At 41.1% G+C, this 13096-nt stretch carries 14 protein-coding genes; 7 read left to right on the top strand and 7 right to left on the bottom strand.

All coding sequences use genetic code 11. The features are described from left to right. Window positions 1–42: 42 nt before the first annotated feature. Complete coding sequence (locus VB654_RS14180; RefSeq protein ID WP_323214417.1) at window positions 43–741, bottom strand: L,D-transpeptidase; 699 nt, start codon at window positions 739–741, stop codon at window positions 43–45. A 238-nt stretch (window positions 742–979) separates the two neighbouring features. On the opposite strand from VB654_RS14180, the gene VB654_RS14175 reads away from it, so the two are divergent. The 4 genes from VB654_RS14175 (at window position 980) to VB654_RS14160 (ending at window position 3800) form a co-directional block, all read left to right on the top strand. Then, the gene (locus VB654_RS14175; RefSeq protein ID WP_323214416.1) at window positions 980–1165 is read left to right on the top strand and encodes a hypothetical protein; all 186 of its coding nucleotides are present in this window, start codon (window positions 980–982) and stop codon (window positions 1163–1165) included. Window positions 1166–1513: 348 nt separating this feature from the next. Then, window positions 1514–2170, top strand: coding sequence for a sigma-70 family RNA polymerase sigma factor (locus VB654_RS14170; protein WP_323214415.1), 657 nt, complete (start codon window positions 1514–1516; stop codon window positions 2168–2170). Window positions 2171–2336: 166 nt separating this feature from the next. Continuing rightward, complete coding sequence (locus tag VB654_RS14165) at window positions 2337–2954, top strand: transcriptional regulator (RefSeq protein ID WP_323214414.1); 618 nt, start codon at window positions 2337–2339, stop codon at window positions 2952–2954. A gap of 363 nt (window positions 2955–3317) precedes the next feature. Next, window positions 3318–3800: a hypothetical protein gene (locus VB654_RS14160; protein WP_323214413.1), complete on the top strand. Its 483-nt coding sequence runs from the start codon at window positions 3318–3320 to the stop codon at window positions 3798–3800. Between the two features lie 69 nt (window positions 3801–3869). On the opposite strand, the gene VB654_RS14155 is transcribed toward VB654_RS14160, so the two are convergent. After that, window positions 3870–5108: a glycoside hydrolase family 10 protein gene (locus VB654_RS14155; protein WP_323214412.1), complete on the bottom strand. Its 1239-nt coding sequence runs from the start codon at window positions 5106–5108 to the stop codon at window positions 3870–3872. A gap of 254 nt (window positions 5109–5362) precedes the next feature. Here VB654_RS14155 and VB654_RS14150 point away from each other — a divergent pair, with 254 nt between their 5' ends. Together VB654_RS14150 and VB654_RS14145 are read left to right on the top strand one after the other, a co-directional pair. Further along, window positions 5363–6766: a hypothetical protein gene (locus VB654_RS14150; protein ID WP_323214411.1), complete on the top strand. Its 1404-nt coding sequence runs from the start codon at window positions 5363–5365 to the stop codon at window positions 6764–6766. Window positions 6767–6868: 102 nt separating this feature from the next. After that, on the top strand, window positions 6869–7546 hold the full coding sequence (locus tag VB654_RS14145; protein ID WP_323214410.1) for a gamma-glutamylcyclotransferase: 678 nt from the start codon (window positions 6869–6871) through the stop codon (window positions 7544–7546). 195 nt (window positions 7547–7741) lie between these two features. Here VB654_RS14145 and VB654_RS14140 read toward each other — a convergent pair whose 3' ends face one another. Continuing rightward, on the bottom strand, window positions 7742–8050 hold the full coding sequence (locus VB654_RS14140) for an RNA-binding protein (protein WP_323214409.1): 309 nt from the start codon (window positions 8048–8050) through the stop codon (window positions 7742–7744). A 331-nt stretch (window positions 8051–8381) separates the two neighbouring features. On the opposite strand from VB654_RS14140, the gene VB654_RS14135 reads away from it, so the two are divergent. Then, the gene (locus tag VB654_RS14135) at window positions 8382–9227 is read left to right on the top strand and encodes a metal ABC transporter permease (protein ID WP_323214408.1); all 846 of its coding nucleotides are present in this window, start codon (window positions 8382–8384) and stop codon (window positions 9225–9227) included. On the opposite strand, the gene VB654_RS14130 is transcribed toward VB654_RS14135, so the two are convergent. From VB654_RS14130 to VB654_RS14115, 4 genes are all read right to left on the bottom strand, one after another. Beyond that, window positions 9174–10304: a pentapeptide repeat-containing protein gene (locus VB654_RS14130; protein ID WP_323214407.1), complete on the bottom strand. Its 1131-nt coding sequence runs from the start codon at window positions 10302–10304 to the stop codon at window positions 9174–9176. The two genes, VB654_RS14135 and VB654_RS14130, sit on opposite strands and share 54 nt — an antisense overlap. A gap of 87 nt (window positions 10305–10391) precedes the next feature. Then, window positions 10392–11141 (bottom strand): GUN4 domain-containing protein, encoded by a 750-nt coding sequence (locus tag VB654_RS14125; RefSeq protein WP_323214406.1) that lies wholly within the window; start codon window positions 11139–11141, stop codon window positions 10392–10394. 55 nt (window positions 11142–11196) lie between these two features. Further along, window positions 11197–11547, bottom strand: coding sequence for a hypothetical protein (locus VB654_RS14120; RefSeq protein WP_323214405.1), 351 nt, complete (start codon window positions 11545–11547; stop codon window positions 11197–11199). A gap of 115 nt (window positions 11548–11662) precedes the next feature. Continuing rightward, window positions 11663–13096 (bottom strand): pentapeptide repeat-containing protein (locus VB654_RS14115; RefSeq protein WP_323214404.1); only part of this gene is annotated, 1434 nt, incomplete at its 5' end.

Raw genomic sequence — 13096 nt, 5'->3', positions numbered from 1 at the left:
CAACAAACCCGAATTAATCATGGAATTTGAGAAAATTCCTAATCAATCGCGTACTGATACAAGCGTGCCAATATTTACCTGTTCATATAATAAACGGACATCATCATTACGCATTCTTAAGCAGCCATGAGAGATAGCAGCTCCCAACAAGTGTGTATCTGGCGTGCCGTGAAAGCCAATTGCATTGCGTCCATCTGACCAGAAACCAATCCATCGCTCTCCCAAAGGACTATCAACACCTGATGGAAAAATTTGATTGGTGATGGGGTGCTGCCAAATAGGATATTTTTGCATATCCGTAACTCGGAACGAACCTGTCGGAGTTTCCCAACCCTCCTTACCTATTGCAATTGGATAACTGGCTATGACTTCACCTCCTTTATAAACATAGGTACGGCGATCGCTTAAGTTCACCACAACTTCCGTCTGAGATGATTTTTGTGAAGATACACCCTGGAAATTCTTCCTTTGTGTGGGAAATAGCAATCGCATCTTGGGCGATAAGTCAGTAGTGCCGGCATCCGCAAGATGCTGCACAGAATTCCTCTGGACAGGTTGCGGAGGAGGTGTAGACGCACTAGAAACAGGATCAGCACTCCCAGGTGGACTACCTGCGGCAGAAGCTGGTTGCTCAAACTGCCCTTGAGTTGTCGTAATCCGCCAATGGACAGCTAGAGACAAGATGGCTGTACCAAAACAGAGAAACATGACTATACGCGCTACAGATTCATTTCTTACCATTGCGATCGCCTATTGTTTATCCCTGACATATCCAGTTGACTAATTGCTTCATGAGTACATCCAAAATTATCAATAATTTATAGTTACTTATCTGTTCTCTCATAACTCTGCTGATACTTTTGGGCAAACTAACACTATCAGCACATCCCGGCACAGAATTCTGAGTAAAAATTTTATTCACTCAGAACACTCACTGTGCATAAAATCCATCTTTAGTGGTGTGGGTGAGAGAAAAATTATGTTTGAAAAACTATTCTTAGCAGTCATCATTACATTTTCCCTAAACTTCTTTCTTCAAGTCCGCTTACTAAATTCAACTCAAGCTGGTATTAATGAGCCACAATACAACACAGAAACATCAACCACAATTATGGTCAAAAATCCCAAAAATCACCTTTTTTGTCGCTACATCTGCCTATATTAACAGAAGTAAAATTTTAGCAATTGGTATTTGAGAACAAGAGACGTTGAATGTCTTTTGTGCAATCTCTTTGTTTACATATATTGTTGATTTTGTCAATTGTATCTAGTCAGATAGTTAGGCTTGCATAAATATGCGTAAGTCCTCTAAATTTTCACCAGTGATTTTCAACAAGTGAAAACACCGCTATAGTATTGCTAGGGATGTTAATAGACTGCCTCTATAGCTATAAAATGTCCCTAAACTTAATATACAAGTCATGTACCAGTCATAAATCCGTCACTGCCGAAGGAACATTGCGCCCATTAGCTTGTCTAATAGATAGGGATAATTCAAAATTCAGTACGATCTATGAGCCAATCGATTACTGTATCCTGGTCAACGGTTGATGCAAGATACTCAGAAGCATCGGTGCAAGTTGACAAACTCTCTAACCACGATCTAATTTTACGCTGTCAAGTCGGACTGCGCCCTGATCGTGCTGCGTTTGCCGAGTTACTGCGCCGTTATCAAAGTCAAGTTGATCGAGTTCTATACCACCTAGCTCCAGATTGGCCTGACAGAGCTGACTTAGCTCAAGAAGTCTGGATTCGAGTCTATCGAAATGTGAACCGATTACAAGAGCCAGTCAAGTTTCGGGGGTGGTTAAGCCGGATTGCTACCAACTTGTTTTATGACGAGTTGCGTAAACGTAAGCGGGTAGCCAGTCCCTTATCACTGGATGCTCCCCGCACACTAGAAGACGGCGAGATGGATTGGGAAATTGCTGGTGATACTCCTGGCCCTGAAGAAGAACTCACAACCAGAGAATTTTATGAGCAATTGCGGGAAGCGATCGCGGATTTACCAGAGGTGTTTCGGACTACCATTGTTCTGAGAGAAATCGAAGGGATGGCATACGAAGAAATTGCCGAAATTACCGGTGTTTCCTTGGGAACAGTGAAATCTAGAATCGCCAGAGCTAGATCCAGATTGCAAACTCAGTTACAAAACTATTTAGATGCCTAAATCACAAAATTACCAACTTTTGGTGATGATCTCAGGGCAAAATTTAAAAAACCTGTGAAAATTTTGTTTTCAGTTGAGAATTCTGCTCCCATTCAGAGGAAATTAAATAAATTTGTCAGAATCTTTCATGATCTTTACCCGCATCTGAATTGGTCATAATGCTACAATGAATATTAATTCTCCATTTGATGACCGCTCCCTTTGGCGAGATTCTGAAAATTTGCCAACCGGGACAGGCCAGCATACCAATGAAATAACGGGTGCTATGGATATGGTGAAGCGCGATCGCTTCGAGTTATTAAGTGCTTACCTCGATGGAGAGGTGACAGCCACTGAAAGTAGGCAGGTAGAAGAATGGCTAAAAAACGATGCCTCAGTTCAATGCCTGTATAACCGACTACTAAATTTACGTCGAGGCTTACGGAGTTTTCCCGTCCCAACAGCCCAACAACCGCCAGAGGTAACAGTTCAGCAAGTATTAAAGCGTGTGCGCCGCCGTTCCCTTCCCATTTGGGGATTTGGTGCAGCTGCTGTAGCTGCTTGCGTGATGGGTGCTTTATCTGGCTTGCTATCAGGTGGTGCATTCAATACCCTGCGACTAGCGGAACAACAACCACTAGAGCCTACACAAAGTATAAAAACCCCTGTAGCTGCAAATTCTCCCCTAATGGTGGCTTTAAATAACCCGGTAATAGAAATTCCCAAAGTGGCCATAGCCTCTCCAGAACAATCCGTTAATCTGGAACAGACTCTACCAGGGGAAATAGAACCCAATATAAATTAATGGCCACTAGACTGAGCGAGTTAATTGCCTTATTGGGGAACAATTCCTATGAGCTAGACTCGCTCTAAATTTATTGATTTACCCATTATATAGGAATCCGGTTTGGTTTATGTTCGCGTAGCGTGGCGTAGCCATATTTACTCGTAGAGGTAGGGAACAGGGAACAGGGAACAGGGAACAGGGAAGAAGGAATCAAGGAATAGGTCGTTTTGTATGGCTTACGCCACGCAAGCTATCAAAATTCAAATAGGAGTCCTATATTAAGGTCAATGTTAAGGGTCATGAGAAGGTGACACAAAACACAGGCAACCAATGCGATAGGGGAAGATGTGAGCCGCCACAAAAGCCACGAAATAGAACCCAATGAAGAAAGTTTTTTACCTGATAGCTTGCGCCTCATTTTTACTAGGAGCATATAAAAATAACGTAGCTGATGCCAGTCAAATTCCCCAATTCAAAGGAGAAATTGGACATTACGAGGCGAGTAATGCGTTCACAAATTTTATATTAGAGAATCAAAAGAAGCCAGTATTCATAGATGCTTATTATCTTCCTAGCAAAAACAACGAAATAGAACTGACTAATAATAGCTTCGGAGTTGATTTTTTTCATCTTTGGCATAGCTGCTTCGAGCCATTGAAAACCAATGAGATGCCTTCATCACTGAAATGCACAGGAACCAGCTTTTCAATTGATAGAGGGGATTCTTCAAAAGACGCTGATTTTACTTATATCCGTTCTACTTTGCGTGTTCAAGGTTATTTTGTGATTCGAGGCTGCGGTGGGCCACACCAAGGCAGTATGGGCTGCACCTTAAGACCTCTGAATCCAGAGGACATCCGGTGAAAGCTGAAATTGGCAATCTAAAATTGGCACGGTCAGGAGAGGGGATGCACTCTGCCCCTCTGCCTCTTGCTACGGTTTCCAGCCTGTGAGTAAATTTGGATAAGCTGTTGGTGTGGGGAAGATATTTTTTAAGCCTGTTTGACGCTTTAGGGGCTGTTCTTGGCTCAAATTCCACAGGGTTTCGTAGAAGAAAAAGGAAACTCCGGCAAATTTGCGATCGCGTACTTTCTCTACTTGGGTTTTAATTTGTTCTATGGGTACGGTGCGATTTTTTAACCCGGATAAAATGCCGATACTCACAGGAATATGGCTGCGAGCTGCTTTAACTTCTGGATACTCTAATTCTTTGATAAATACGTTCAAATCATCTCGATATATCTGCAACACTAAATCTTCTACCAGTCCCATTCTTTCCCATTTCTGCCAGTCGGCTAGATAATATTCGTAGGAAAAACGCTGAGGGTTAGGTGCAACGGAAACAATACAATCTTTTTGATTGGCTTTGATGGCTGTAAATACCTGCTTCATGAAGTTGGTAATTTTGTTCGCTCTCCATCTCAACCATGCGGGATTTTTGGGGTCTTGCGGGGGTGCTTGTCCACGATGTTCTTTTTTATATAGAGCTACTGTATAGGCATCGTAGCCCAATTCTGATGGTAAGCCAAAATGGTCATCAAATTGAATGCCATCAATATCGTAGTTGCTGACGATTTCAACGATTAAATCTTGGATAAAATTTTGCACTTCTGGGTGAAAGGGATTTAACCACACCCGTTCATGTATGCCTTCTTTAACAATTTTACTACCATCGCTGCGACTGGTGAGCCATTGGGGATGATTTTTAGCGAGAAGGGAATCAGCCGGAGCCATAAAGCCAAATTCAAACCAAGGAATTACTTTCAAACCTTTTTTATGTCCCTCGGTGACAATTTCTTTGAGGATATCTCGCCCTTGTAATCCGGGTTCGGGGTCGAGCGATCGCCCAATTACTTTAGCTGCTACTTTGCTAGGATATAATGTATAGCCCCAGTTCCACACTACAGGGTAAACTGTATTAAAGTTTAAGTCATCTAAGCGTTGCAAGGCATTTTTCAAGCGATCGCGTTCAAATAGGACATTACTATCAATATTTGTTAACCATACGCCTCTTAATTCTGTCCTAGATGTAGTTTGGGCGTTCAGGGGAAGCGATAGCATGAATGTAGCGATCATACTCACAGAAACTATCACGGCAAAAAAGGCTGGCTTTTGACGGTGAAAAAAATTCCTCCCCATCAATTCCATACACCATTTGAGATATTTTTTCATAATTTGATCCCAAGGGGTTAAAACATGAATTATGACTTATCTATTTAGACATAAGTTGCGTTACTTTCTCCAAGTTAAAATACTGACTATGATTTTGTAAATTTTTGTCATATCTGCCTTAATTCTTGACAACAGCCCTCCAGATATCCCAAAAACAGCCTCAGTCATTCCGTATCGTTTCTGTGAAAAATTAAGGAACAAATTGTCAGAATACTAGCGTCAATTTAAGCACTAATGAATATGGGCATTTTTTTATGAAGACCACTCTAAAAAAGTATGGCGTTACCTATCAAGCCCGAATTATCACCGCTTTGATTTTGACTGGGATTTTATCTGTAAGTGGTATTTTTACACTCATAGAAAGTGCTACTGCTGATTCTACAAACTTCGCGCCAAAAACGCATAATCAAGTATTAGTAAAAAATAATCAAAACCCCTTACCACGTGCAGTAGCTAATGCAGTCCGGCGAGATTTAGCACGGAGACAGCGAATTTTAAATAAAGATATAAAAATTATTGATTATCGTCAACAAACTTGGAATAATGGTTGTTTAGAATTGCCTCAACCCAATGAGCTTTGCTCCCAAGCATTAGTTCCTGGTTGGCGAGTTGTCGTATCTAATCACAAACAAAACTGGATATATCACACCAATAGCAATGGGCGTTCTTTACGACTAGCCTCAGCAAATCCATCTAGAAATCTACCACAGTCTGTAAAAAATGCAGTTTTCCAAGCCGCTTCGCAACGTTTACAATTACCAACTTCTCGGCTAAAGGTGATTGAAGCTCAACAACAGACTTGGAATAATGGCTGTCTGAACTTAGCTGCTGCTGGTGAATTCTGTACCCAAGCTTTAGTTCAAGGTTGGCGAGTAACTGTTGGTGCTGCTAATCAAACTTTGGTGTATCACACTAATCAAACCGGTTCCACTGTGAGGCTAAATGAAAAAGCCAGTAACATTTCTGACAAGCAATTACCCAGAAAAATTAGGGATGCGGTTTTACGAGACGCATCGAATCGAGCTAGAACCAAGATTGCTGTCAATACCAGAAATATTACTCAAGCAGAAAAGGTAGTTTGGAGTAATGGCTGTTTGGATTTAGGTCGTGGGCCTTGCACCCTAGCACTAGTTCCAGGTTGGCGAGTGACTGTAGCGATCGCGCCAGAAAGATTTGTGTATCATACTGATGAAGATTCTCTGGTTAAATTTAACGCAGCAGCGAGTAAAATTGTTGGTAATCCCGGAAATGTCGGTGTTATAGCCATTCCTGCTCGTGAATTACCCCCACCTTTAACTCAAGGTATGGTGTTTCGCCAAATCTCCAGTGGTGGATTGTTGGGAAAAACCTACGAAACTGTCTTACTCAATGATGGGCGTTTAATGCGTGTGCGGATTGGTGATGCTAATGATTCTGAGCGTAGTGTGTGGCGCATTTCTAGCCAACAAGTACGACAATTTCAGCAATTGCTAAAACGTTCTAAATTTACCAATCTCAGCTATCCAGCACCCAGAGGCGCGGCTGATTACTTTACCTACACCCTCACCAGTAGAGAAGGTACAGTTAAGTACAATGATATTTCTCAAAATAACCTACCGCAGAATTTGCGTGAAGTAGTCAATAGTTGGAATCGGATTGTTACCAGCGTTCAAAGATGAGTCAGGAGAAGTAAAAACTACACTTTATCTATCGGAATATAGTTGTATTTGTAGGGTAGTTTATGATAAAATTGTAGTTAATATAAATACTTCCAAAGATAGATGAGTAATCAAAGCGATCGCTCACACCATAGCTGGATACAATCTCATAATCCTGCCAAGCCAGAGTTAAAACTGCAACAACCGCTACAGAAAGAGCCAATGTTTTACTATTTTGCCTATGGCTCTTGTATGTGTCCGGTAGACTTGAAGCGATCGCTTGGTGAAAACACTCATTCTTATATTATCGGCCCGGCAATTTTAAAGAATTATCGCTTAGGGTTCTATTCCTACTCTCCAACTCGTCATTGTGGGGTTTTGGATGTGTTACCAGACCCCAACGCCAGCGTTAAAGGTGTGCTGTATCAGTTACCCTGGCGATTGAGTGCATATTTGGACAAACGCGAAGGTGTTTCTCAAAGTTTATATCGTCGGGAAGAAGTAGATATTTACTGCGAAAATCAGGTATATACAAAAGCTCGGACTTATATAGTAGTTAACAAGCTCACAGAAGAACTAGCGCCGAATGACTGGTATTTTAATGTTGTTTTGCGGGGTGCTGTTACTTGTGGACTACCAGAGGAATATTGCTGGCATTTATTTGATCATATGTACAAATTACAACAGCGTCATCAAGAACAGCAAATTTTGCAAACTCCTGAGAAATCGCTATTGCAACTTAGCCCCAACCCTCCCTTAAAGACGGAAGTTAAAAGTCAAAAGTCAAAAGTCAAAAGTTGAGGCTTTGGGAAACCCAACATCCTGCAAAGTGTTGGGTTCAACGTTCCTTAACTCAACCTACACAAATACAGGGTTTCGACTCAGTTACTTGCTATATGTTAAAAAACCTCAAACCGAGTCTGGCTTGAGGTTGTTGAAAATATGACCTTTTTCAGTTCCAGTGTTTAGGAGGTGAAAAGGTTTAATTTAGATTGTTTAGTAACGGCTACGGAAATTACCGCCACCACCACTGCGATTACCACCACCAAAGGAACCTCTATCTTCTCTGGGCTTGGCTTTATTTACTTTCAAGTCCCGTCCCATCCATTCAGCACCATCAAGAGCTTCAATAGCTGCTGTTTCTTCTTCTTCTGTACCCATTTCTACAAAGCCAAAACCGCGCAGTTGTCCTGTTTCACGGTTGGTAGGTAGCTGTACGCGCTTTACAGAACCATATTCTGCAAACACAGCACTAAGAGTGTCTTGTGTAACTTCGTAAGATAGATTGCCTACGTAAACTGACATAGATTTTCTCCAAAATCGTAAGAGTGTAGAGATTTCGATTTCGGGGAAAAGTCTGTAAATACCAAAAGGAAAGAGCCTGTCAATACTAAAAACAAAAGCTGATCGCCGAATAAATTCTCACCCCTTCACTATGACACAAAGAATAAGTATCGGGGGGAATTAATCAAGATTGTTATGAAAAGTCACAGAAGCAATAGTTTGTTAAGTATGACATATTCAGCGATCGCATGGGAACTTTTTTTTCGATGGCTAACAAAGAAAATCATCTGGTAAGATAGCGTTTGATGATGAGGCTATAAATTCTTGATCTTTGCGACTCTGACAAATACTTATGCTAGAAGCATTAATTGAGCCATTGCAATACAACTTTATGCAGCGATCGCTTGTGATTGCGATTATAGTGGGCTTGCTGTGTGCAGTTGTAGGTAGTTACTTGATGGTGCAAAGACTAGCATTGCTGGGTGATGCTATCAGCCATTCAGTTTTGCCAGGACTAGCGATCGCCTTTATGTTAGGGGGAAATATATATTTTGGCGCATTTATAGCTGGTGTTGTGAGTACAATGGCGATCGCCTGGATTCAAACGCGATCGCCCATCAAAGAAGATGCCGCAATGGGTATAGTCCTTTCTGCATTTTTTGCCCTCGGTATCACCTTAATTACTGTTATTCAAAAAAGTCAAAAAATCGACCTAAATCACTTTCTTTTCGGCAACATTCTCGGCGTGACATCTAACGAAGTCCGAGACACCTCAATTATTGCCGTTATTGTTTTAATAGTGATTTTCTTACTATACAAAGAACTGTTATTTTACACCTTTGACCCTTTAGGCGCACAAGCCGCAGGTTTGCCAGTTAATCGCCTAAATTTTGGACTAATGTTGCTCATTGCCTTAACAATAGTTGCCAGCATGAAAACAGTAGGAGTCATATTAGTATTATCACTGCTAATTACACCCGGAGCAACTGCGTATCTATTAGTTAAACGCCTACATCACGTCATGATTTTAGGGGCATTCATTGGGGTAATTTCCAGTATTAGCGGGATGTACCTCAGCTACTTTTATAATTTACCCTCCGGCCCCGCTATCGTTTTAGTAGTATCAGGCTTATTTATTTTAGCATTACTGTTTAGTCCCAGACATGGTATTTTTACCACCAGAATCAATCAAAAATAGAAGGTATCGGTTACGAATAAATAGATGAATCTCTACAAATCCCCAATCAAGGATAATGGGTGGGAATTGCACTAACGCTTTAAATTCATCGGCAGCAAAGGGGCGATTATAATCACGGGGACGGCGTTCGGTAAACTGTTTTTTGTGCCAGTCATACCTCAGATGGATAAAGTTACAGACAACATCAGTGAGTTGAGTTTGCTGATTGATCATCCACCCATCCACGCAAGCTCCTGTTAAAATAGCATGGTTAAATTGACTACCCAAGGCTTGTACTCCACAGAGATTAGCACTGTCAAGATTAGCCTCATAAAGATTAGCATCGTTAAGATCAGCCCCACAGAGATTGCTACCACTCAGCGAAGCTCCCTTGAGACTCGCTCTCGTCAGCTTTGCCCCTTGCAAATTGCTCAAGTAAAAACTAGTATTATCGAGATTAGCACCACTGAGATCAGTGCCTTCAAAATTAGATTGACTCAAGTTTGCTCCACACAAATCAACGCCACTTAGGTTCCCATCTTTCAATGAGACACCGCAGAAGTTCACCCCTTCGAGATTACTATCTGTGAGATCAGCCCTATGGAGTTTGGCAAAACTGAGATTAGCATTGCTGAAGTTGGCGCGAATAATCCAGCTTAACCCCAGGTCTGCATCGCTCAAGTCCGCACTGCTGAAATTAGTCCCCTCGATAAATGCGTTGGAGAATTTGGCTCCCTGAGACATCATCGGTTCATCGCTATCGTGATACATATCACCAAGGTTAGCGCCACTGAAGTCAGCATTGTCAAGAACTGCGTCTCTAAAATCTGCTCCACGGAGATTAGCGTTGCAGAGTTTAGCACCTGCCAGGTTAGCAAATCTCAAATCAACACCTATACGAAGGTTGGAAAGGCTCATATCCCTGGAGATAGGGTCCAAATATGGGTTCAGGGATTGATCACTCGGTTTGACTCCTGATAAATCAATCCCCCGTATGTCAGCTTCTGTGAGATCAATGTCTTCGTCTGGATGCTCCAGTCGCCAAGCATTCCAGGCCTCAACGCCCTGCCTGAGTTGGTGATAGTGTTCGTGTTTCATGCTGTTTACTCCTGCTCTGCAATGCTGCTATACCAACTTATTCAGAAATTTTGCTCATGTCTATTTGTTGCCAAAACTTCAGGGGTGCTAAACATTGAAGGCAGAATGAGCGAGTATAGGCCAGCAATAATACTGACAGAGTGGAGTTTGATAGGAATGATCATTCTCCTGGAAGTCAGCGACAGGCACAATGCTCGATAAAAATGGATTGTGGATTGATATTAGAGGAAGATGTCCTGGAAGTGCGTCTTGATAGTTAAAACAGGGATAATCTTTTCCTGAAAATGGGATTCGCTGCCAACCGACCCGACGCTGAAATTTCATGAGATCAATAGGTTTTGTATACCGACGAGGATCTTCATCATTAATAATTTTTCCTCCACATTCAATTGTGCCTCCACATTCTAGGAAAATACGCCGTTGAATACTAAAACCAAATTTCTCCCCACTGTTTTTAATCCATAACAGATCAATCACCTGTAGATCCTCTGGTGGAATAGCTTTGAGGAAATAGCCCCACTTATGCCAATATTTAATTGCATCAGGTATTTCATCCCATAACGGCTTTGCACTCTCATGATCAAAAATAGCAGTCAAAATCATCCGCTTCCGGTCATGAATATGAGCATATAATTTTTTTCCGTTTTCAGCCCACTCAGAGCGAATCTTGTTCAAGTAGGCAGATTCAAGCTTATCCCAGCAGCTAGAGCCGTGTTGCTGACAGTAGAATTGATAAACATAGTTAAACAACAAGTCATAGGTTTCCCCATCTGCTGCTTTCCAGTCCCGCACTCGTAATGCATGACGAAGTGGGGTAAATTTATCACGTTGACTCATAGATTAATTCAGCTAAGTTTAATTCAATTAACTTCTTCCCACTCTTCTGTCTTACTTAACTTAATTGGGTCGCTTGATCATTTCTGGAAAATTTTTGCCACTTAACGCGCAGTTGTGTTTCTGTCAAAGAGACAATTTCCAGTTCATAGCTGCATCGCTCACTAGGGAGGTCAATCAGTACATTACCATTAGGCTGCCAATGCCAACTACCGTGAGTATAGTTAAAACCGCAACTGGGAGCAATAGTTTCTTTGATAAATTCACCATTAGATTGAAAGCTCATCCCCGGTCGTCCTCGTGACGCAGGTAAGGGGTAATCTTGGGAGTAGTAAGTAATAAAGTCAGGATGAGATTCTTCATAGGCGTGTCGCCAACTACGACAGAGTAGTTCTGATGTGTTTGACATAATGATATTGTTATCTGCAACCAGCTAGGGTGTGTTTTCAAAGTCTATAAATAGGTTGGGTTAAGCGCAGCGCAACCTGTACGAAGCAAACCAAATATAACGTTTCTGAGATTATTCAGTCAATCAGCCATCTAACAGAGACACCCATTGACACTGAATCTATCAAACTATTATCTTCTACTCGCCAGCGTGTTACTTGAAATTCTCCTTTTGTATTGAGGATGAGAAGGGTTTGGCAGCAGGAGCCAGCAAATGTTCTGAGAGATGGAGGGAAAAAGGATTGATCACAAATAGATTGATATTGAGCAATAACGGTAGAATCATCAGGGAAATTAGGATGTTCTCTAGGGACTTCTTCTACCCAAACTGTTTGAGGTGATAAAGAGAGGATGTGATTTTCCCCAATAAAGCGAATTAGCAATTTAACGGAATGTCCCTGGACAATTTTCTCAATGAAATTACTTTTGTTCCGATGAAAATCATTGATCGCAGATTCTGTACCATCAGGATTGCTGATATATTTTAATTGCCAAGATGGTTTATTTTGTAGGCGGGTGAGTTGCTGTATAATCTCTTCTAAATTGTAGTTAGTGTTAGCAGATTGTTCATTTACCAACATTCGCCATTCTTCATCAATCTGCGTTTTGAGATTTATTTTGATATTTTTGCACTGTCCAATTTTTTGAAAATTGACTCCTTTTAAATTAGTCCCTTTGAGATTTGCACCCGTTAAACTCGCTCCTGTTAAATCACAGTTTTCGAGATTGGCGTTTTCAAGATTCGCATTGGCAAAGTTAATGTAGCTTAAATCTAAATTAGATAAATTAACGCCTCTCAATTCTGTATGTTGGAATTGGGCATATTTCAACTCTAACTTCATTCTGTTAAATTCAAAACCGCTTAAATCTGTGTAACTAAAGTTGGCATAACTAAAATTAACGCCTTTTTCAATTTCGCAAATACCAAATAAATTTACAATCTCTTGAGCATGGCTAAAGTCCGCATAGCTAAAATCACAACCATCAATGGCAGTTTCTGAATGAAATTGAGTTTCAATAAATTTAGCGTACTGGAAATTACAATCTTCCAGAGTAGTATATTCCTCTGCAAACTTTGCCCGACTAAAATCGGCTCTGAGGCAATTTGCACCAGTTAAATCAGCATTACCCAAGTAAGTATCAGTTAAAGTCGCATCTGTGAGGTTAGCTCCTGGCAAAATAGCTAATTCTGCACCACTTAAATTAGCGTTTTTCAGGTTAGCATTGCTTAAATTCATGTAACGCAGATTGGTAAGACTCAAGTTAGTATTTTCTAAATTGGCATTGCTGAGATCATATTCATCTTCATCACCGTTGATCATTTCTGTTGTCAGAAAATCAATGTTTCTTAAATTCAATCCGGTGAAGTCCCCGATAGGATTTAAACCTGCTGCAATGGCGGCGGTTAAAAAAGCATCTACTTTTTCTTCTTTGATTCTATCAACAATGGCTTGGCGATTTTTTAACGTTTTGCTGTTGGGGTAAGCTCCAGCAGCTTCAATATATCCTTC

The sequence above is a fragment of the Nodularia sp. UHCC 0506 genome, assembly GCF_034931045.1.
GTDB lineage: Bacteria > Cyanobacteriota > Cyanobacteriia > Cyanobacteriales > Nostocaceae > Nodularia.
This window is presented reverse-complemented; position numbering and strand designations above follow the sequence as displayed.